Annotated in this window: 16 protein-coding genes; 6 read left to right on the top strand and 10 right to left on the bottom strand. The window is 56.0% G+C overall.

Features of this window, described 5'->3' with window-relative positions; all coding sequences use genetic code 11:
- Positions 1-13 precede the first annotated feature (13 nt).
- Genes P8J86_01500 through sufB form a run of 6 tightly spaced genes read right to left on the bottom strand, consistent with a single transcriptional unit; the run spans position 14 to position 5,504 of the window.
- Complete coding sequence (locus P8J86_01500; protein ID MDG2053362.1) at positions 14-325, bottom strand: non-heme iron oxygenase ferredoxin subunit; 312 nt, start codon at positions 323-325, stop codon at positions 14-16.
- A gap of 28 nt (positions 326-353) precedes the next feature.
- Positions 354-740 carry a DUF59 domain-containing protein gene (locus P8J86_01495; protein MDG2053361.1) on the bottom strand — a complete coding sequence of 129 codons (387 nt, stop codon included), beginning with the start codon at positions 738-740 and terminating at the stop codon, positions 354-356.
- Entirely contained in the window at positions 727-1,971 is a 1,245-nt protein-coding gene (locus tag P8J86_01490; protein ID MDG2053360.1) for a cysteine desulfurase, read from the bottom strand. Before P8J86_01490 ends, P8J86_01495 begins: the two co-directional genes overlap by 14 nt.
- A complete protein-coding gene (gene sufD, locus P8J86_01485) occupies positions 1,968-3,257 on the bottom strand; it encodes a Fe-S cluster assembly protein SufD (protein ID MDG2053359.1) in 1,290 nt (429 codons plus the stop codon). The genes P8J86_01490 and sufD overlap by 4 nt, the downstream gene beginning before the upstream one ends.
- Before the next feature lie 2 nt (positions 3,258-3,259).
- Entirely contained in the window at positions 3,260-4,024 is a 765-nt protein-coding gene (gene sufC / locus P8J86_01480) for a Fe-S cluster assembly ATPase SufC (protein ID MDG2053358.1), read from the bottom strand.
- A 16-nt stretch (positions 4,025-4,040) separates the two neighbouring features.
- Positions 4,041-5,504: a Fe-S cluster assembly protein SufB gene (sufB, locus tag P8J86_01475; GenBank protein ID MDG2053357.1), complete on the bottom strand. Its 1,464-nt coding sequence runs from the start codon at positions 5,502-5,504 to the stop codon at positions 4,041-4,043.
- A gap of 159 nt (positions 5,505-5,663) precedes the next feature.
- Between sufB and P8J86_01470 the strand changes: the two genes are divergently transcribed.
- Complete coding sequence (locus P8J86_01470) at positions 5,664-6,038, top strand: iron-sulfur cluster assembly accessory protein (GenBank protein MDG2053356.1); 375 nt, start codon at positions 5,664-5,666, stop codon at positions 6,036-6,038.
- A gap of 64 nt (positions 6,039-6,102) precedes the next feature.
- Here P8J86_01470 and P8J86_01465 read toward each other — a convergent pair whose 3' ends face one another.
- A complete protein-coding gene (locus P8J86_01465; GenBank protein MDG2053355.1) occupies positions 6,103-8,970 on the bottom strand; it encodes a glycosyl hydrolase in 2,868 nt (955 codons plus the stop codon).
- A gap of 239 nt (positions 8,971-9,209) precedes the next feature.
- Here P8J86_01465 and P8J86_01460 point away from each other — a divergent pair, with 239 nt between their 5' ends.
- The 4 genes from P8J86_01460 (at position 9,210) to P8J86_01445 (ending at position 14,941) form a co-directional block, all read left to right on the top strand.
- Positions 9,210-10,367, top strand: coding sequence for a cytochrome c (locus P8J86_01460; GenBank protein MDG2053354.1), 1,158 nt, complete (start codon positions 9,210-9,212; stop codon positions 10,365-10,367).
- Positions 10,364-12,829 (top strand): PQQ-dependent sugar dehydrogenase, encoded by a 2,466-nt coding sequence (locus P8J86_01455; GenBank protein ID MDG2053353.1) that lies wholly within the window; start codon positions 10,364-10,366, stop codon positions 12,827-12,829. The genes P8J86_01460 and P8J86_01455 overlap by 4 nt, the downstream gene beginning before the upstream one ends.
- Positions 12,830-12,926: 97 nt before the next feature.
- Complete coding sequence (locus tag P8J86_01450) at positions 12,927-14,360, top strand: right-handed parallel beta-helix repeat-containing protein (protein ID MDG2053352.1); 1,434 nt, start codon at positions 12,927-12,929, stop codon at positions 14,358-14,360.
- A 95-nt stretch (positions 14,361-14,455) separates the two neighbouring features.
- The gene (locus P8J86_01445) at positions 14,456-14,941 is read left to right on the top strand and encodes a hypothetical protein (protein ID MDG2053351.1); all 486 of its coding nucleotides are present in this window, start codon (positions 14,456-14,458) and stop codon (positions 14,939-14,941) included.
- 7 nt (positions 14,942-14,948) lie between these two features.
- On the opposite strand, the gene P8J86_01440 is transcribed toward P8J86_01445, so the two are convergent.
- The 3 genes from P8J86_01440 to P8J86_01430 all read right to left on the bottom strand — a co-directional run bounded on the left by P8J86_01440 (position 14,949) and on the right by P8J86_01430 (position 20,228).
- Complete coding sequence (locus P8J86_01440; GenBank protein ID MDG2053350.1) at positions 14,949-17,792, bottom strand: ThuA domain-containing protein; 2,844 nt, start codon at positions 17,790-17,792, stop codon at positions 14,949-14,951.
- 132 nt (positions 17,793-17,924) lie between these two features.
- The gene (locus tag P8J86_01435; GenBank protein MDG2053349.1) at positions 17,925-18,383 is read right to left on the bottom strand and encodes an NUDIX domain-containing protein; all 459 of its coding nucleotides are present in this window, start codon (positions 18,381-18,383) and stop codon (positions 17,925-17,927) included.
- A 39-nt stretch (positions 18,384-18,422) separates the two neighbouring features.
- Positions 18,423-20,228 carry an ABC-F family ATP-binding cassette domain-containing protein gene (locus tag P8J86_01430; protein MDG2053348.1) on the bottom strand — a complete coding sequence of 602 codons (1,806 nt, stop codon included), beginning with the start codon at positions 20,226-20,228 and terminating at the stop codon, positions 18,423-18,425.
- Between the two features lie 73 nt (positions 20,229-20,301).
- Here P8J86_01430 and typA point away from each other — a divergent pair.
- Positions 20,302-22,047, top strand: a 1,746-nt coding sequence (typA, locus tag P8J86_01425) for a translational GTPase TypA (protein ID MDG2053347.1), incomplete at its 3' end; no start/stop codon positions are given.

Genomic DNA, 22,047 nt, shown 5'->3' with positions numbered 1-22,047 from the left:
AGCGTGAACACTGCTATGCCTTGATCAGCACATCATCTCCATCGATTTTCACTTCGTACACGCGGAGCGGTTCGTCTGCTGGAGGATCATTCGCCTCACCATCGGCAAGTCGAAATGACCCGTAGTGCAGCGGGCACACGATGCAATCGCCCTCTACATGTCCACCGTCACAGAACGATGCTTCGGCGTGTGTGCACGTGTCATTGACGGCGTGCACCGTCTCGCCCAGCTTCACCAGTGCAATGGCAACGCCATTGATTTCGGCGCTGGTGAGCTGGCCTTCTGAAAGACTCGACAGGGACGCAATTCGAATAAAGTTAGTCATAGCAATGGAAGAATACCGTCTGAGAAGACTAGCGGCGATCGCGTGGTTTTCGACCGATCGTCAGATTGGTTTTGCCCGCAATCTTCTGGGGGTCAAATTTGCCGGTGAAGTCGAGGTCGAGCTTGGCAGCTTCACTCATCATCTCGGGCTTCCACTCTGGTTCCCAGACGACATCAACAGCCACGCCACTCACGCCTTCAACCGCTGCGACAGCCTGCTCAACCTGTTGGGGAAGCACTTCCGCGACGGGACAATTCGGCGTGGTGAGGGTCATGTCGATGTGTACTCCGCCTCGCTCATCGATCCGGATGTCATAGATAAGCCCTAGCTCGTACAGGTTGACCGGAATTTCGGGGTCACGAACGGTGCGAATAGCATCGATGATGTGCTCGCGGAGTGGGCTAGCCGAAGACATCGATGATCCTCCTGATGGCAGTTTCGAGCGTCTCAAGTTCAGTGGATGTGTTGTAGAAAGCTGGCGCAATGCGAGCAGTTGTGGTCTGGCCGAATCGATGTAAGGCTGGTTGAGCGCAGTGGTGTCCGGCACGAATGGCGATGCCGTGCCGGTCGAGCATGGCGCCGATATCGGCGGGGTGCATGCCGTCAATGATGAATGAAATTGCACCAGCCCGCTCAGTGGGCTCGCCGACCAACTGTAAGCGATCAATTGATTGCAGCCGCTTTACAGCCTCGTCAAGGAGTCCTTGCTCACGAATGCCAATCGCGTCCAAGCCAATGGTGTCAAGCCACTCAACCGCCGCGGCCAAGCCAATCGTGCCGCCAATATTGGGTGTGCCCGCTTCAAATTTCCACGGTACGTCGTTCCATGTACTGCCTTCGAGTGTGACCGTGCGAATCATGTCGCCGCCACCCTGCCAGGGCGGCATTGATGCAAGCATCTCGCTTCGTCCGAGTAGGCCACCGATGCCGGTTGGGCCATACATTTTGTGGCCACTGAATGCGAGAAAGTCGCAGCCCAGTGAATGAAAGTCGACAGGCATGTGCGGTGTCATCTGCGCGGCGTCGATCAGGGATACAATGCCTCGACTTTTTGCCAGTGCGCAAACATCCACAATCGGCGTCACCGTCCCGATCGCATTGGAAACGCAGGTCATGGCAATGAGCCGTGTATTTGGTGTAATCGCCGATTCCACAGCCGCGACCGTTAAGTCGCCCGCATCAGTGACATCGGCGACTCGAAGATGAGTGCCCAGCCGTTCACACAGCATTTGCCATGGCACAATATTGGCATGGTGTTCAAGGACCGAAATCAGGATTTCATCGCCAGCCTTGAGGTGAGCGGTGGCCCATGAGCCTGCCACAAGATTGATTGCTTCGGTCGTGCCTCGAGTAAAGATAAGTTCAGGACTATCTGCGCCAAGAAAGGTAGCGATGTGTTCGCGGGCATTCTCATAGGCGGCCGTTGCTTCGCCTGAGAGCGTGTGGACGCCGCGATGGACATTGGCTGGGAAGGTCGATTCGTAATTGGCCACGGCATCGATGACTGCTTGCGGCCGAGGAGTCGTTGCGGCGGCGTCGAGATACACCAGCGGTTTGTCATGGACGAGTCGCGCAAGGGCGGGGATGGATTCGCGGACAGCTTGCAGATTGATCGATTCGCCGATCTCTCCGGACTGGCGACTCACAATGACACGACGCCTTCGTCAAGCATTTCTGCGCCAGGTAGTTGGGCCAGAATGCGACGTGCGAGATGTGTTCGGAGTGCTACCAAGGGAACTTCGTCGATGACTTCGGATGCAAAGGCCCATGCCAGCAGTGCCCTCGCTGTTGATTCAGGTACACCGCGAGCGCGAAGATAGAAGAGCCCCCCGGGATCAATTTCGCCAGTTGTCGAGGCGTGTGTGCACTTGACATCATCGGCGTAAATCTCAAGTTGAGGCTGGCTCCAAGACTTCGCCTCGGTACTGAGCAGAAGATTGCGACTCGTCTGCACAGCATCGGTTCCATGAGCGCCGTGATTGACGAAGATGCGCGCGGTAAATGCGGCGGTACTCTTGTCAGGAAGGAGGTGCTTAAAGACTTCACGGCTGGTGCAATTGGGTGCCATATGGGAGACATATAGGCGGCTATCGATATGCCGCCGATCATCACCGATGCCAAAGCCACGGATGGCGACATGTGCACCTTCGCCGTCCAGTGAGTTGTAGGCCCTCGTGCGGGCTACAGCACTTCCAACCACGAGGACGACCGACTCAAAGGTGCTGCCAGCAGCCTGTTTTGATGCGATGGCACCCATATTGAATGTGTCTGGCCCGTCTTCGATCAACCGGGCGTGATCGCAGTGCGCGTTCTCGGCGAGCACCACTTCAGTCATTGGTGTGACGAGTGCTTGTCCTTCGCTTGCCCATGTTTCGAGAATACAGGCACGGCTTCCGCGGCCAATACGAATGACGATACGAAGCGTGCAAGCGATGGGGTCTGCGCCGGCGGCAGCGACGTGCACGATATGGATTGGATCAGTGAGTACTTCGCCATCTGCGATCTCGATGAGCACGCCATCTTCGACGATAGCGGTTGCGAGTTGGGCAAAGGCGTCGTCGCTGAAATCTGCAATCTGATCGAGTTCGGTCTCGCCGAGCATCGGACCGAGAATGCGAACGCCCTCTGGAAGAGGCGAACTATTGTCCGCGTCAAACCGTCCATTGACAAATACAAGCTGTGTTCCTGTCCCGTCGATGGAGAGCGTATTCAGCAGTTTGCTTTCAACGACGGCTTGAGGAGCTGGAAGCCACTGCGTTTCAGCCAGTTTCCGAAGATCACAATATCGAAAGGCGTCTGTTCGCTTAGTCGGCCATCCGAGTTTATGTAGGCGGGCCGAGGCGGCGAGTCGGTGTTTGCCGAGTGACTGCTTTGCGAGTCCGTCGATGGCGTCGGATAAAGGGCACATATTGTCGAGTATTTCTGTGCACATGGTCAGGCGCTCGCTGCGACCTCTTGTTCGATCCAACTGTAGCCCTTCTCTTCGAGTTCCATTGCCAATTCCTTGCCGCCACTGCGGACGATCTGCCCGTCAAGTAGCACATGTACAACATCTGGCACGATGTACTCAAGCAGACGCTGGTAGTGGGTGATGATAAGAAAGCCACGCTCCGGACTTCGTTGTTGGTTGACGCCAGCGGCGACGATCCGCAACGCATCGATGTCGAGTCCCGAGTCGGTTTCATCCAGAATTGCCATGGTCGGTTCAAGCATGGCCATCTGGAAGATCTCAGCGCGTTTCTTTTCGCCGCCAGAGAACCCTTCGTTGACTGGCCTGTCGAGCAGCGATTGATCGAGTTCTACCCACGCGGCCTTCTCCTTGACCAGTTTCAGGAAGCCATAGGCATCGAGCTCATCAAGTCCTCGGTGCGCGCGAATCGAGTTGACCGCAGTTCGCAGGAAGTACTTTGTGCTCACGCCGGGAATTTCGACGGGATACTGAAAGGCAAGAAAGATGCCTTCGCGGGCTCGTTCTTCCGGGTCCATGTCAAGGAGATCCTTGCCTTTGAGCGTGACACTCCCCTGAGTTACCTCATAGGTGTCCTCGCCGGCGATCACGCGAGAGAGGGTGCTCTTGCCAGATCCGTTGGGGCCCATGATCGAATGCACTTCGCCTGGTTTGATGGTGAGGTTGAGACCCTTGAGGATCTCAATTCCATCGACTGATGCGTGTAGATTTTTGACTTCAAGCAGGCTCATAATTGGTGGTTCCTTCTCAACCGACGCTGTCCTCGAGGCTCACGGCGAGCAGTGCTCGTGCCTCGACAGCAAACTCCATGGGCAATTCTGCGAAGACTTCGCGGCAGAACCCGTTGACGATCATCGACACTGCGTCCTCAGACGAAATGCCACGTTGATTGCAGTAGAAGATCTGGTCTTCACCGATCTTTGTTGTTGAAGCTTCATGTTCAACCTGGGCAGTGGGATTCTCAACCTCGATCACCGGGAAGGTGTGAGCCCCGCACTCGGTGCCCATGAGCATCGAATCGCACTGTGTGTAATTTCGTGAGTCTTCGGCGCCGGGGAGAATCTTGACGAGGCCCCGGTAGGTGTTGTGGCCCTTGCCAGCGCTGATGCCCTTCGACACGATATTGCTTCGTGTTCGTTTGCCAATGTGGACCATCTTGGTGCCCGTGTCGGCCTGCTGGTAGTTATTTGTGAGCGCGACCGAGTAGAACTCGCCAATGCTGTCGTGGCCCTTGAGGATGCATGATGGGTACTTCCAAGTGATTGCCGAGCCGGTCTCGACCTGCGTCCACGAGATGTGGCTTCGGTCGCCTTCGCACAATCCGCGTTTGGTGACGAAGTTGTAAATGCCACCGACACCATTTTCATCGCCCGGATACCAATTCTGGATCGTTGAATACTTGATCTCAGCGTCTTCGAGTGCAATAAGTTCAACCACGGCGGCGTGTAATTGGTTCTCATCCCGCTGCGGGGCGGTACAGCCCTCGAGGTAGGACACATACGAACCTTCGTCTGCGATGATCAGTGTCCGCTCAAATTGGCCTGTATTCATCTGATTGATACGGAAGTAGGTGCTCAACTCCATCGGGCAGCGAACGCCCTTGGGGATGTACACAAACGATCCGTCAGTGAACACGGCTGCATTCAGAGCGGCAAAGAAGTTGTCAGTGCGAGAGACGACTTTGCCGAGGTACTTTTTGACCAGGTCAGGGTGATCGCTGACGGCTTCCGAGAATGGGCAGAAGATTACGCCGACTTCGGCGAGTTTGTCACGGAAGGTTGTGGCGACCGAGACGCTGTCAAACACGGCATCAACGGCAACGCCCGCAAGGGCGGCGCGTTCTTCAAGTGGAATGCCTAGTTTCTCGTACGTTTCAAGAAGTTTGGGGTCGACGTCATCAAGGCTTTGTGGGCGGTCTTCGTCCCGTATGGGCGCCGAGTAGTAGGAAATGGCTTGGTAGTCGATTGGCCGCCAGTCGTGGTCGGGCCAGTGTGCCCACTCTGGCTCGGCCATTTTCTTCCACTTGGCGAAGGCTTCGAGCCGCCACTGCAGCAACCAATCGGGCTCATTCTTTCGCTTGGAGATGCTTCGGACCACATTCTCATTGAGTCCGGGCGGCAGTGTGTCTGACTCGATGTTGGTCTCAAAGCCCCAGCGGTACTCTGAGTTATCAGCCCATTGGTCAATCGTTGTATTGGAATCGGTGGTCATAGGTGATGGTTCCAAAGGCAATAGGGCGGAGAGAAGTCGTAAGTTAGAATAATTCTAGTCTGCAATAAGGACTTTCGCACTGTCTCAAGCCGGTTAGAATGGTAGATTCCGGCCCTGAGTTGGGGTCACTCGTCCTTCAGCATTCCGGAGACTCTCCCTATGACTGTCAGCATCACCGAAACGGCTGTTCGTGAGATCGCCTCCATTATTCGCCAACAAGACCTCGATGCGGCGATCATCAAACTTCGCGTCGGTGTCAAGGGCGGGGGCTGCTCTGGTTTTTCCTATCTGCTTGACTTGACCGAGACGGCGAGAGAGACCGATGAGGCTTGGTCATTCGACTACGAGATCGAGGCAGCTGAGGGCGAGGGGAGCGAGTCTTTCCAACTAGAGGTCATCTGCGACCCCAAGAGTCTGCTCTATCTCAACGGTACCGAGATCGATTTCAAGGACGAGATCATGGGCCGCGGCTTCGTCTTCAATAATCCCAACGCGACGAGCAGTTGTGGTTGTGGCAGCAGCTTTAGCGCGTAGCGATCAGGCATAGATCTGTAGGTGAGAGCAATCGCACGGGCATGTTGTGGACTGGGCCAGCAGATCACCATGCAGCCAAAAACGCTTGTAAGTCACTTACATCGACGACTCCATCGCCTGTCATGTCCGTTGGGCAATTAACATCTTGGCAGGTGCCCCATGTCTGCAGAAGAATTAACAAGTCTGAAACATTGATGTCGCCGCTTCCATCAAAGTCGCCGCCTGGGGGACATATGGTCATGTTGCCATCGTTGGTTGTAGCAAGGGTCTGACCTGAGGCAACGCACATTCGAAACCCATCCGTAAAGACTGTTTCGCTATCAGCCTGCGACATATTGTGAGCAACATAGGTGCGAGTCGTTCCATTGAAGAACACCGCCGAGAGCGGCGAGTTGCCACTCACGCTTGCATCAACTTGGCCGAGCCCGGCGAGGGCTGAAATCCACCAGTACGCTCTCGCCTTTGAGTCACCGCCTTCTGGCGTATAGGCCCATGCCTCTAGACTACTGAGTGCAGACTGTGGATCAAAGAGTGCCTGATAACTCCATAAGATGTCCTGCCATACGGTTGGAGCGCCTCCATTCTCGGCGAGAAAGTATGACCACAATCGTTCCACGGCATCGACTCGCGTGCCGAGGTACAGCGAGCCACCGGTAATCGGCAGCATGTTGATGCCATGAATTTCTTCGACATTGGCGGTCCACCACGTTGCGTACGTGGCGCCAGCGTCCCAGACAATTCCAGCAAGATCTCGTGGCATCTCGGCTGGGAATACTTGTTCATCAACATCAAACCAGTACTGTTCGATCGATGCCGATTCGACGGCGAGCAAGAACAAGCCGAGGTCGCGAATATCATTGCGTCCGGTTGTCTCGCCCCACATTAAACATCCGGCTGCAAAGTTCATCGACTCTGAGGACGACTCTTGGTTGTTGCCTGCTGCGAAGCCAGCGTGACCGGCGGCGTAGGAATAGCCGACATATGGTTCAAAGTTGCGGAGAAAGCAATAGCGTGTATCACTTCGATCCCAGTTCGCAGCATCACTGACCAGTAGGTCAACCATGCCACCCCAAGCTTCATCGTCTGCCCATGCAGGATCAAAGCGTGCCACTACGGCTGCTGCCCACAGAAAGTAGCCATAGTGAAAGTGGTGATCATTGAGTTCGCTGTCGGCGCCATAACTCGCCGGATAGCCAATGAGTGTGCCCCACGTATCGTGATATGCAAATGCCGCATTTGAGGAACCACCACTGCCTGGAATTTCAAACGTCAATCGGTCAACCGAGAACATTTCCGCGCCACCACCACCTTCGCATACGACATAGACATCATGTGTGCCGCTCAGCAAACTGGGGTCTGAGATCGTCATACCCATGGCGAGGTCGTCCCAGTTGCTCCAGCCACCAGTGCTGCCAACGGCTGCTTCGGCGATTTTTAGTCCGGAGGGGCTGTCCAGACGAAGACGCAACATCGTGCTTCCTGTCGTGCCTGATGCGCGGCGCAGTACGACGCGGTTGGGAAGTTCGTTCGGAAACTCGATAGCAGCAAGGCGAATCCAGTCACCATCACTGAATCCAGTTACGGCATCGCCGTCAGCGCCATCAACCGATTCAACTACGACACCCTGCATTGAAGCCGCGTTTTCGGCTTGTAATAGATCTGATGCATTGCCGCCGTCATCGGATGATGCGTCGACCGTGAACCACTCTTCGAGTCCAGACTTCAAATCAGCAACAAGTTGGTTGCGGCTATTGGTGTCGCCAGTTGCATTCGCCATCATTGCGAGTTGGGCAGTGCGGCCAAGGGATTTGCCACCCCAATACGTATCCGATGTATAGCTGGCCGCACCATTCGAGACGCCTTCGGCGATTAAGTTAGTCGCGGTGAATAAATCGATTGTGTCAACGGCCGGAAGTTGTGGGAGCGCTGCGGGAACGGGGAAATCAACTTCAAAACTTGCGGTCGACGCAAGTTTCAGTAGTCCTCGTGCAGACGGGTAGGTATGGCCAGTAAACGGCGCATCTGCATAAATCCATTGGTGGCGATAGAGGCAGCAGAGTGGGTCGGCACTGCCGCCATCGAGTTGCTCAACTGTAAATGCGTAGGTAGCGCGCACGGTGCGTGAATCAGGTTGCCACTCCCAAGACACTTGCGTGTCGCGGACCGCTGCAAAAGCAGCCGCTTCAAATAGCGAGATAGTGTCGCTAGAGCCATCGGGCAAGATGCCGGCAGACACATGCGCTGCGCCAGCACATCGCCAGAGGCTGCCCTCTTGTGTCCAATGGAATCCATTCGGCGCGAAAGCGGCCCAGTGCTGGCCATTCTTCTCGAGAACAACAGTTCTTTCACTTTGAAAGTGAACGGTGGTATTTTCGGCATGGATGATTGGATCGCCGCCTTGGCACTCAGCAAGCACGATTGGCATGCCGCGACCAATGGTCGCCCGCAGTGATCGCGTGCCGTCGTTCCATGCAGCGACGACTGTCCAATCGCTGTTACCAGCGACTTGTACTTCAGGCGAGGAGAGCCCGTCGACACCGATCGTGATCGCGGCGCTTGAACCGGAGAAACTATATTCGTATCCGCGATCCCAACTTCCTGGGGTTGTGGAGTGGCCGAGATACAAACCCTCGCTTGCAGCTTGCATCGACAAGGGATGTGGATGGAATGGTTGGCCGTATGAGTTGCCCGGGTGGCGCTCCCAAATGAGCGAGGACCACCAAGTATTGGTCGGCGGGGCCCCGGCGAAATCACTTGTGACGCGAGGTGTGACGGGGTTGCCATCGGTGTCGGTTGGCCCTGAGTAGGACACTGAACCATCTGCATGGAAACTACCGAAACCGATTGACTGCGTCGGCCCTGCTTGTGTATGGCTGATCACCATGATCGCTACACCAGCAGCACATTTACTCATCACATCGCTTATTTGCATACTGAATCTCCTGTAAATAGCCTCACAAGGCCGGCTGCATGCTCGGAGGAGCAGCGAGCAAAGCATCTCATTCAACCTACGAAACAACGACTCAGTAGGTCGTTGTGATTGGCCATGATCTCACCCGCAATCGGAATAAACGGCGGATGAGCTGTGTGGCGGTTTCAAAGGCGTTTTTCAAGGCCTGCAGAGGGCGAGTTTTTCGCTATCCTTTCCCGCCTATGGCCCAAGGACACAGCATGACCGTCAAGTCGATCGTCACCAATATTGTGTGTGTCGTAGTTGTAGCGCCGATTTTGGCTGCAATTATTGTGTGGGGATGCTGGGTGCTCATACCGGAACCACCGCCTCCTCCGGCGTCGATTGAACCGCCACCATCCAGCCAAACGGACAACGCTTCCTCGGCACATATCCGCCCCGCACCACAGACGTTGGTTTCGGGGCGGACGGTTTATATGGCCAACTGTGCTCGATGCCACGGTGCGAGTGGTGACGGGCAGGGCACCGAGAAACTTGATCGGCCCGCGCGTTCCTTTTTGGCAGGCGGATTCTCATTTGGCAATACCACCGAGGCCGTGCGGCGTGTCGTGCAGCACGGCATTGCAGGAACGCCTATGCCTGGGTTCATCAAGATACTCAGCGGACAACAGACCAAAGCAGTGGTGGAGTATGTGCTGTCACTCTCGCCGCCCTCACCACCTCCGAGCAATGATGCTGAATTGGTCGTCGACCACCGACCAATGGTTGTGCGAGGGATGTTGCCGCCACACGGACCGGGCGATACCCCTGAGCCACGCGGCATTCTCATTGGTGGTACAGATGGTCTGACGCTGGCTTACAACACCACCGATGCCAGCTTTCGGGCCGCACGGCAAGGAAAATTTGTGCGACGCACTGATTGGGAGGGGCGCGGTGGCACTGCCCTTGAACCACTCGGGAGAGTCATTCACCGCGCTGGTCCATGGCCTTCGTTCTTCATTGGTGGTGATCCGATCTCTGCAAAGTTCCTTGGAACGAGCATTCGTGATGATCGTGCCAGTTTGCGCATGGCGATTGCTGGTGCGAGCATCACTGAGTATGGGAAGACAGCGACTTATCACGATATCCCAGGTTATGTGCGTGTACTTGACATTGAAGGCAATACCAATGGATTGAGTATGTCGATCCCGGCAGGCTCATCATTGGCCGTGCTTGGAACTGCTGATGGATGGTCATGGTGGAGATCTGGGCCAGATGTCATTGGTGTCCGTGGCGGACGATCTCATATTGATCGTTTCTCGCTTCCCGCGAACGGGAGTGTCGAGATTATGGTCTTGCCTGGTCTTGACGCCGAGCGAGCTGCCGCCGTAGGGATACCGCTTGATCCCCAAGACCGGCGAACGGTGATGCCCTCATGATTGCAATCACGACACTGCTGCTCGCCATGACCGTGACCGACTCGTGGCTTGTGGAGACAATTCCAGCGCCTGCGGGCGAAGTCATCGAAGCTGGCGGCTTGGCATTTCTCCCCGACGGGCGTGTCGCCGTGAGCACTCGGCGGGGCCGCGTGTGGCTGGTAGATGGCGCACTTGGCAATGATCCGTCCGATGCCCAGTGGACACGCTTTGCCGATGGCTTGTGGGAGGGTCTAGGTCTTGATGTTGACGGGGATGATTTGATCGTCTTGCAACGCGGTGAATTGTCGCGACTACGTGATGTTGACCACGATGGCTTGGTTGATGATGTGGAGGTTGTGAGCCAGGACTGGGGTGTGTCAGACAACTACCATGAGTTTGCATTCGGGTTACCTCGCGATGAAAGTGGTGGACGATTTATCGCGCTTAATCTGGGCTTCGGTTCACCTGAGTGGTGGCATGGGCAGGCATTCGAACCCCATCGTGGATGGATACTTCGGGTGTCGCCTGATGGAGCGGTTGAGCCATGGGCGTGCGGATTCCGCAGTCCCTGTGGTCTTGGAATTGATGTAGACGGTCGACTGCTTGCAACAGACAACCAAGGCGACTGGATGCCATCGTCGCCGATCTTTGTCGTCAAGAAGGGTGGCTTTCATGGGCATCCGGCAAGCCTTCGCTGGACTGAAGGCTACGGCTTCGGCGAACGCAAGCCACATGATCGCGAGCCGCCCAATGTCGAGCGAGTTCCCGCCGCGATTTGGATTCCTTATGAATGGTCACGGTCAACGGGCAACTTGGTTCCAGACACGACTGGCGGGGCGTTCGGTCCCTTTGTAAACCAACTCTTTGTTGCCGAAATGACCACTGGACGAATTCTCCGTGCCGAGATCGAGGAAGTTGATGGTGTGTCCCAGGGCGCAGTGTGGCCGTTCTTGAGTCGTGTTGGCTCAGTCGCTCGTGTTGCGTTTGCGCCCGATGGTTCACTGGTGTGCGGACTCACCAATCGTGGATGGGGAGGCTTGTCACCCGGGCATGGTCTGGCAAGAGTGACTTGGCAGGGCGAGACGCCATTGGAGATGCTGCATATGCAGTTGGTGCCGGGTGGCTTTGATATCGAATTCACCCACGCTATCGCAGGCGTGGTTGCTCCTGAACAAGTACAAGCTGAGTCGTACGATTACAACTGGTGGTGGAAGTACGGCTCGCCTGAGCAGCGGCGAAGTGCGGTGGACATCACGCAGGCGACGTTGTCGAGAGATCGGCGTATTTTGCACTTGGAAATGCCTGAGTTGTCTGCGGGCCGTGTTGTGCGTTTGAAATTGAGTGATATCGTCGACACTTCGGGTCGAGCACTTCGCACCGACGAGGTGGCTTACACAGTCAATCGGCTTCCTGGTGGCCCCACCCGCACCGTTGCCCGTGAAGTTACGCCGCCGCCGCCAAATGCAAGAACGGCAGATGAATCGGGCTGGCTGCGGCTGACATGGGCTGATCCTCAACAGCTTTGGTCTGGCGATTGGCGACTTGCGAAGGACAAACTCGATCTCAGCGATCGAACTCGATTTACCCGTAGCAGTGGTAATGATTTGCTCGTCAATGATTCGGCACAAGAAGACTATGTCTTGCAGGCATCGCCTCCAAGGAGTGCTCGTGTGCGTGCTACGATCATGCTTCCGAAGACTGGAGGAATTGCGATCGGTCTTCCAGGTCATGCAGCGATTGTGGTGCGGGATCACGCGGGACATGGATCAGTTGAAGTCATCGACTCAGACGGCGTCATACTCGCGCAATCAACTGAAGATGCATGGCGCGGCCCAGGCCAGCGGCACCAACTTGAGTTCGAGGTATCTGATGGGCAACTCAAAGAGGTACTCATGGACGATATGCAAGTGCTTGCGGGAATTGCACTGCCCACTGGTGGGCACGAGCAGTGGCTGCGTGTGCTGGCGGCTGTGGGACCAGGAGGCATCGCCGACGTTCGGCTCAAGCCGATGATCGATGCCGCGACACAAGGCGAGTCGCTATTGCGTGGTTCGTTTGTATTGAGCGGAGATCTTGGCGGAGGGCTTGGTAGTGAAGGTCTCTCGCTGACAGGAAGCGGCCAGTTGCAATTGCGGTCTGACGTTGGTCGGAACTGGCGAATTCACGGAAAGCTGCGGTTTGAGTCTGGTGCATCAGCCACACTTGTGATTGGGGGCGTATCGATTGCGATTGCAGAGGGTCGCTCGCCAGCGCCGAGCACAGGGAGCATCCTTGGGCATAGGCCACTGGCGGTTCGCTTGATCCCTGAGGACACCTGGTATGAACTCGATGTGACAGGTGCCAGCGAGGCTGTGTCGGTGTCTATCAACGGCATCGAGGTGGCGGCGTCCTCTGTGGCATTCGCCTCTGGTGGTGTCTCGATCGAGTTGCAGGCAGGTGGAATCGACGTTGAATCGTTGAGAATTAGCACTCCTACGCAGTGATATGCTCGGTGTACTCCAATTCCAGAATTGCTGTTGCAGAGATTGTCCCCGCATGCGGTACGGTATGAGATGCAACTATCTGGAATGAGGAGAGCTCATGATGAGTCGATTGATGGGTTTTGGATGTGGCATTGCAGTAATTCTTTTGGTGGGCTCGTTTGCGGCGGCGTCCGTGCTGGAGGTACCAAGTGGATATCCAACGATTCAATTGGCAATCGAAGCGGCTTCTTCAGGCGACACCGTGCAGGTTGAGCCTGGCTTCTATCACGAAAAACTCGACTTCCTGGGCAAGCCAATCTTGGTCATGGGCGACGGTCCTGAAACAACGATTCTTGATGGCAGTGGCCTTGGCGGGCCGGTTGTTCGATTTGCTTCCGAGGAAGGATCAGGGAGTGTGCTCGATGGGTTTCGCATTGTTCATGGGGAGGGAGAACTTATCAATGATCCGGTCTTTGGAATGGTCCATTGCGGCGGCGGCATGCTGATAAATAGTGCGTCACCAACCATTCTCAATTGCATCTTCGACACCAACGCAAGTTGGGGTGGCGCAGGTTTGTGTGTCAATGGAGGCACGCCCACGATTACCGACTGCACGTTTCGAAATAACACATCGGAGGGGCACGGCGGCGGCGTGTATGCGTTGCACTCAACACCAACATTTGAGCGCTGCCGATTTGAGTCCAATGTGGCTTCGTGGGGTGGCGGCATGACATGTACCGACTTGACCGATGCCATTATTACCGACTGCGACTTTGTTGCCAATAACACGCTGAATGTTGGCGGGGGGATGTTCATTCGATCGAGCAGTAGTCCGACTGTTACAGGCTGCACGTTTGTGAGCAACTTTCAAACCAGCAATCCGCTTGGTAGTGGCGGCGGAATCTGTGTGTATGGCAGCGGCACTGGGGGCGGGCCCTGCTACCCCGTGATTGCAGATTGCCTCTTCGAGAATAATGAGGTCAATGGCGATGGGGGCGGCATGAGCAACGCGTATGACTCACACTCGGCAGTGAGTAACTGCGTATTTCGTGGGAATACCTGCGGACGTGATGGTGGAGGCGTGGCTTGTGTTGGCGCCCATGAGCCTGACGTTCCGAGCAATGGCACATTTCATAGCTGTCTCTTTGAAGATAACGTAGCCTCCGATCGAGGTGGCGGCTTCTTTGTTCGGGCAAGCGAACCATCGATGATGAACTGCGATCTGCGTGGCAACTCTTGTGGCGAGAGCGGCGGGGGCCTTCACTTCTTTGAGGGGCCGGCGAGCACAGTGATGGAAACTCGTCTGTGCGGCAACTCGTTGGAGCAGATTGATGGTGCCTTTGTAAGCATAGGTGGGATCGTTGTAGATCCAGAGTGTTCGGCCTGCTCAGGCGACATTACTGGCGACGGCACTGTTGGCGTTGATGATGTGCTCGAACTCATATCCTCATTCGGTCCGTGTGATGGATGTCCGGCCGATGTTGATGATGACGGCATCGTCGGTGTAGACGACATCTTGATCGTGCTTTCTGCTTGGGGCGACTGCCCCTGACCCTACATGTCTCTGAAGGCCCGGCCAATGAATAGATGATTCATTACCTGTGCTATCTGAGCATGGGCGAGATGTAAACTAAGAAAGAGAACACAATGGGTCGGTGCTTATTTTTAATGGCGTTGGTTTTTGTTATGACTGCAGGCGGTTGCATTGCGGCGGCCCGAAAAAGCATCGGAACAATCGTCGGCCCGAAGGGGAAGATGGAACTCATCGAATACAACGGCGGTATCGAACCTAGCGAGCAAGTTCAGAGCGTTTTCATCGTGAACAAATTGGGCGTTCAGATCGAAGCCAAAGATATAAGTGTGCTGCAATCGAGCATCGAGTCACAACTTGCAGCGGCAGGCTTGTTCGGTGGCGGCGCGGCCGATCTGACATTGTCAATGGAACTGACACGTTCTATCGACAGGCCCGCGAGGAAAGTACTCGAACTTCAAGGAACCCTCACGCGTGGCGATATGACCGTTGGCATCGCAGAGTTGACTGTAAACATGAACGGCTTTGCCAACAATCGAGAAGTCGCCGATCGCATTGGCAGTGCAACGGTGGAGTTTCTTGAGCGTCTTGCTGAGAATTGACCCCCAGCTATTGTTGGGCCGAGAGAAACGCAACGATGTCGCGTAGTTCGTCATCTGAGAGGAATGCCGCCAAGGCGGGCATTGCCGAGGCTGGCGCTATCCATCCTTCTGCCAACGCTGCGTTGGGGCTGAGGATCGACTCAAGAAGTTGTTCCTTACTGAGCCGTCCGCCAACAGTAGATAGATCTGGTCCGACGCCAGTTCCTGAACCATCCAAACTGTGGCAGCGAAAGCAGGCTGCAATAGTGTTGGTGCGAAAGACTCGCTCGCCCTCGGCGATGCGGCCACCTTTGAGACTCAGTGTTCGTTGGCTCGGCGTTGTGAGCGACCCGTCGGCCTTTGCGCGGGCAAGTTCGACCATGGCGAGGAGATCAGTGGATTGGTTAGGGCCGGTGAGCAGCGGGGCTGTCGCAGCCACAAATGCGTTGGGGTGTGCAGCGGCGGCGGCAGTGAGCGAGAGCGTTATCCAGGGATCGCCTTGTGCCTCGCTGAGTGCACGCCCGGCGATCGCTGCGCCCATCGCATCAGACTCCGGCAGGCGTGAGGCGGCGAGGTAGGCGTGGCGGCGGGTCGCAGCATTCGAGTGTTCGAAGATGCCTGCTTCTAACAGGAGTATTGATGACGCCTCGCTTCGTGGAAGCGAAGCCAATGCTGCATGCCGAGTGGCTGGTCTGGTGGCGCGGAGTGCCTCCGCGAGCGTTGTCGTTGCGACTCGCCCACCGAGCATGCCAAGGCCGTGCAGTGTCCGGATGGCCTCAGCGGCGGCGAAGTCGTGTTCCCCGCGAGCAAGTTCATGGAGTAATGGCCCAGCCTCGGCATACATGCCCTCGACAAGGAGTCGCCTTGCAGTTGTGCGCCAGAAACGGTTGTCGCTCGACAGTGCGGCGATGAGCTGCTCGGCAGTGGCATCAGAGAGGTCTGGCGTTTGCGTGGAGTCGCTTGAGACCAGCCGATAGATTCGCCCATGTGTTCGGTCGCGTAGTGGGTTGAGGTGGGCGTTGCCCGGTCCATAGTTAATGTCCGGGAGGCCTCGCTCTGGATTTCCTGGCAGATTATGCAGGATGATGAACTGTGCGAGGTCTGCAATCCAGATGGCGCCATCTGGGCCGACTTCGGCTTGCACCGGGCAGAACCATTCATCGGTGGACGCGACAAGATTGAAACAATCGCGTGTCCGAAAGCCAGATTTTTCTGGGTAGACTTCTTGTCGGCCAACAAGATGCGCCGTTGGTTCGGCAATGAAGGCCATGCGTTCAGGCCAGTGGGCTGGCACTTGTGTCCCGGTTGCAAATGCGTGGCCAGCTGCTGCTGTGAACTGGCCCATGAAGTCACCTTGTTGCAATTGAGGAAGCGCTGCATGCACGATCGTGCTATCGGCCACGATTTCCGCGCCCGGGTGCTGCGGCAGGCTCGCCGCAAGATCGGGCTTCGCCGCGCCGACAAAGAAGGATGGTGCGCCATTGGCCGTTGAGCCAAATACTTCGCCGTCGCTGCGGAGGCCGAGCCCCCATGTGTTGTTGGTGAACTGCGCTACAAACTCGGGATGCAACTTGGCCTGATCCGATCGCCAGAGTCCTGATGCGAATGTAGGGCTGTCTTCGCTCTTGTATCCGGCGTATCCAATAGCGCCCCAGACGTTGTTGTCGGGCCCCCAAGCGAGATTCGAGGGGCCGGCGTGGGTATCCCACGTACCGAAGCCAGTGAGCAGGGTGGCGCGTCGATCGGCTTGGTCGTCGCAATCAACATCTTCGTAGAAGAGGAGGTGTGGCGGTGACGCCACGATCAAGCCACCAGTGACTTTGAGCAGGCCCGTGGGGATATTGAGGTTCTCGGCAAATACTGTTTTTGAGTCGGCCATGCCATCGCCATCGGTGTCTTCGAGCACACTGATGCGATCGGTGCCGACACCATTATCTCGCGTGTCATTGGGATAGTCGGGTGACTCGATGAGCCAGCACCGACCACGCTCGTCCCACGTCATGGCGACCGGATTGACGATCAGTGGCTCGCTCGCAAAGAGTTCGGCGTGAAAGCCTGCGGCGGGGATGAGCGCCGCCGTGGCTTGCTCGGGCGTGGATGCCAGTTGGAATGGCATCGGCGGGTCATGCGATTCGTAGTTGGGCACCCAGTCATGTGGCTCAAAGTCAAACTCCACGGGCTTGAACTGGCTGTGGCGGGAGGCGGCGAGGGGGCCAGCGGCCCAGACAATCGCCCGCTCGAGATGGTCGACCCAGCCCGGGTGCGTCCAGGTGCGGTGGTCATGCCCTGATGCCGTGTAGAAGATGCGTCCATTTCCATGGGCTCGTGTCCAGCACCATGGCTCGTCGCCACGTGTGGTCAAGAGTGTGCGATCGTCGTCAATATGTTCTTGAACATATGTCTCGTCCCATGTTTCAAACGGTGTCCAGCCCCGAGTGATCGGGTGTGATTCGTCTACGACATCTTGTGAAAAGACTTCTGAACCGTGCGATTGAAAGCGAGCGCCAATGAGTGAGATCCAACTGGGCGATTCCATGAAGCAGCCGCTCGTGCAGTGCAGGGCCGCAAAGCCACCGCCCGCGCGGATGTAGGCGTCGAGCGATTCAGAGAAGGCCGCCGGTTCGACTGACTGGGCCGGGTGGTTGGCGTACATGACGACGCAGTCGTAGCGGTCAAGTACCGCAGGCGTGATCGCGTCGAGATCATCTTCCCAGTCAAACACAATTCCTTGGCGGGCGAGTGGCCCCCAGACATCGTTCAGGCGAACTTCAGGTTGGTGATAGGCGCGGTCACCAAGAAAAAGCACATGTAGTCGCGTATCGGCTGGGCCGAAGGCGATGGTCAGGCACAGTGTGGCGAGCAGGAGGTGCATCGTCGCACTGTAGTTTGTTCAAGGGGCGGGCTGGTATCAGGGCTTCGAGCGCGGTGTAGAGTTGCGAGAGCGGCGCTTGATGATGCCCCGGTAGAAATTCTGCCCGTACGCGCGCCATAGAATCTTCACAGCCTAGTCGGCCAGCGTTGACGCCCAGCCTGCTTTGTCGGGTTCTTGGAGCCACTCCACCAGTGGCGTGGGCAGCAGGTTGTGGTTCGAAAGTTCGCCAACTTCCACCCAGAGAAACTCCAAGTGCTCCTCGGCGGGAGACGCTGGTTTGGGCGTCTGATCAGAGCGGAGCGTGGGCGTGTCAACGTCAAAGACCAGAGAGATTTCACACTCGTCGCCCCAGCCATTCTCGATGGCGCCTACAAATGACTGCACGGTGGCATCAATACCAATCTCTTCTTTCAGCTCGCGGGCCAAGGCAACCTCCGCTGGCTCGCCAAAATCAATATGCCCGCCGAGTAGAAATGTGTAGTTGCCACCACGTTGCTTCACGAGCAGCACGTGATCACCATCTCGGATGATGCCGCGGACGATGTAATGAAATGTACCGTCGTCCATATGTGATTTTTTGACCTTTGTCATAGCAATACTGATGATACCGCCGAGGGCCGGCGTAACGAATTAGTCTGCCATCGCTTCAAGCTCGGCCCAGCGAGCGTACAACTTCTTGACGTGTTCCTGCGTATCCGAGAGCGATTGGAATATCTCCCTAGCGCAAGCATGCTGTGTATTGGCTTCAGCGTCGGCCTTGAGGGCTTCTAGACGCTCCTCAGCTTCGAGAATGACTTTTTCCATCTGCTTGTATTCACGTTCATCGTTGTAGGTACGCTTTCGTTTGGACTTTTTGGCTGCGGCCATGGGAACAGCGTTCTTCTTTGCTGATTGAACCACAGTTTTAGAATGACGCATCGCCTTCCTATGTGCGTACCATTGTTCGCAGGTTTGAAACTCTTTGATTCCACCTTCGTCATCAAGACCGACGAACTCCGTAGCAATACGATCCAACATGAATCGGTCATGCGTTACCAGGGCAATGGCACCGGGAAATTCCAACAACGCGCTCTCTAGAACCTCCAGCGAGGGGATGTCAAGATCGTTCGTCGGTTCATCGAGCAGCAAGATGTCTGCAGGTTCAAGCATGAGATTGGCAATTAATAGTCGAGCCTGTTCGCCGCCCGAGAGATTGGCCACCAATGTTGCGAGTTGATCAGCTTCGAAGAGAAATCGTTGTGCCCATCCTGTGACATGGACTTGTTTGCCGCGGTACTCGATCATGTCACCGACCGGGCAGAGCGCTTCTTGCAGTGTTTGTGTCCGATCGAGCGTTCCGCGGTGTTGGCTAAATGTCACGATGCGAAGATCGACTGCACGTTTGATCGTTCCGCTGTCAGGCTCAATTTCGCCATTCATCAATCTCAGAAGCGTCGTCTTCCCTGCGCCGTTGACACCAAGAACCCCGAGCCTACGTCCGGGCGTGAGCACCAGATCAAGATCATGAAAGAGCCGCTTTCCACCCATTGACATTGCGACACTGTGCAATGCAAGCAATCGATTCGTCTTTCGCTCAGTGGCCTGAAAGTCAATGGTCGTCGTTCGAGTTGGCGCGATGTTGCGATCTTTGGTGGCCTTTAATTCTCCGCGACGATCTGCTGCTGCTGCCACCTGCGTTTTATTCCGGGTTTGCCGACCTTGAATGCCTTGACGTAGCCACGCCGTGTCTCGTCGAACCTTGTTTGCAAGTGCCGATTCTTCGGCTGCCTGGGCATCCAAGAACGCATGCTTGCGATTGAGAAATTCGGTGTAGTTGCCCGTTGCCTCAAACATGCCACCTGGATAGGCGGGCGAAAGTTCGATGATTCGATTCGCTACGTTCTCGAGAAATTGCCGATCATGCGTGATAAAAATCATCGCGATTGGTGTGGTCCGAGCAAATGACTCCAGCCACAATACGCCTTCAAGATCCAGATGATTCGTCGGTTCGTCCAGCATCAAGAGGTCTGGCTCAAGGCCAACGGCGCACGCAATGGAAAGCCGTTTTTTCCATCCGCCGGAAAGTTCGGAAACAGGCCGCTCAAAGTTCTCAAATCCCAGTTTCGACAGCGCAATACTGGCCCGAGTCTCACTGTCAAGGCGAGGGTCTGCAGCACGCTCCATGGCCGCTGTAGCGACTGAAAGCGGGGTGTCGCCATCCTCGTAGAGATCACTCTGCTCGACATAGGCAGCACGCATCGACTTTCGCCGGGACACAGTGCCTTCATCCGGTTCCTCAAGTCCTGCAAGGATGCGGACCAAGGTTGTCTTTCCTGCGCCATTGGGGCCAATGAGGCCGGTGCGGGCCCGCTCCCCAATAGTGATGCTTACCCCTTCAAAGAGGGTTGCAGCGGGGTGTGATTTAGATAGATCGCGGGCAGAAAGCAGGTCGGCCATAGGTGGAAATTCTATCGGATCTAGGCTGGTTCATCGTACAATGCTCGGCTTCCCCTTTGGATTCACGCTACTCATGCTGCACACCGCCGACCCAAATCTCAGAAACGTCGCGATCATTGCCCATGTCGATCACGGCAAGACCACCCTGGTCGATTCAATCCTCGCCTATTGTGGTTCGATGCAGTTGAATCGCGACGAAGCCGATTGCATTCTCGACTCAGATCCGCTTGAGAAGGAGCGGGGGATCACGATCACGTCCAAGAATTGCGCTGTGACCTATCGGCCGCAACATGGTGCTCAGGCAGGTTCGACTTGTCGTATCAACATTATTGACACTCCGGGGCATGCCGACTTTGGCGGCGAGGTCGAGCGTGTACTGAAGATGGCCGACGGTGTGTTGTTGCTCGTCGATGCTTTTGAAGGACCGATGCCCCAAACACGATTTGTGCTCGGTAAGGCACTTGAACTTGATCATCCAATCATCGTTGTGATTAACAAATGTGATCGCCCCAACGCGAGGCCTGATGATGTGATCACCGAGGTTTTTGATTTACTTGTCGCACTTGGAGCGAGCGATGAGCGGCTCGACTTTCCGGTCATTTATGCCTCAGGCCGCGATGGGTGGTCGAATCTCGAAGAGGGCGTGCACAAAGGCGATATGAAGCCAGTTCTTGATGCGGTGATGGAACATATCCCATCGCCCGTGGGCTATGCCGATGTGCCGCTGCAGATGCTGATCGCAAGTCAGGACTACTCGCCGTACGCGGGTCGTATTGCCATTGGCCGAATCTTTGCAGGTGCGATCACGGCAGGTCAAGCTGTAACGATCTGCCATGAGAGCAAGAATCGGATGGCGAGAGCACTCAAGGTGTATCGATTCAAGGATCTCGGTAAGGCGCCTGCCGAGATTGTGTCGGTTGGAGATCTTTGTGCGGTAGAAGGCATTGGCGACTTTGAAATCGGCGACACCATTGCCTGTCCAGAGCAGCCCAATCCAATCGCCAGAATTGCCGTAGATGAACCGACGCTTCATATGCTCTTTCGCATCAACGATTCGCCCAATGCTGGACGCAGCGGCAAGTTTGTCACAAGTCGTCAGATTGATGAACGTTTGCAGCGAGAACTTCGCAGCAATCTGGCATTGCGAGTGGAGCCAGGCAAGACGGCCGACGAGTTCCAAGTATCGGGACGAGGGCTTTTGCACCTCGGCATTCTGCTCGAGAACATGCGCCGCGAAGGGTACGAACTCACTGTTGGCCGTCCGCAGGTTATTGAGAAGGTGATTGATGGTGTGCGAAGTGAACCGATCGAGCTATTGACGATTGATGTTGACCAAGATCACGTCGGCCCGGCTATGGAATTGCTCGGTGCGCGTGGTGGTGAAGTGCAGACCCTTGAGCAGCGGGGTAATCGCATGCACATCGAAGCCGAGATTCCTGCGCGTGGGTTGATTGGTCTTCGTAGCCATATGCTTACTGCTACAGGCGGTGAAGCAGTGATGTATCACTGTTTTCAGCGGTATGCGCCTATTCGGGCGACGCTCTATCGTCGCCAGAACGGCGTGATGGTGGCGACGGCGGACGGGCAGGCGACGACCTATTCAATGCTCAGTCTCAGTCAACGCGGCGTTCTGTTTGTCGAGCCACAGGATGTTATTTATGCAGGCCAAATCGTGGGCGAGAATGCTCGCGACAGCGATCTTGGCGTCAACATCGTCAAGGGCAAGGCCTTCTCGAATGTACGCGAGGCAAACAAGGAAGCGACGGTCGTCCTGAAAGCCTCTCGCGACATCACGCTTGAGCCGGCGCTGGAGTACATC

The sequence above is a fragment of the Phycisphaerales bacterium genome (assembly GCA_029268515.1).
Taxonomy (GTDB): Bacteria; Planctomycetota; Phycisphaerae; order Phycisphaerales; family SM1A02; genus JAQWNP01.
The sequence above is the reverse complement of the archived record's forward strand: the minus strand, read 5'-3'. Positions and strand labels throughout refer to the sequence as shown.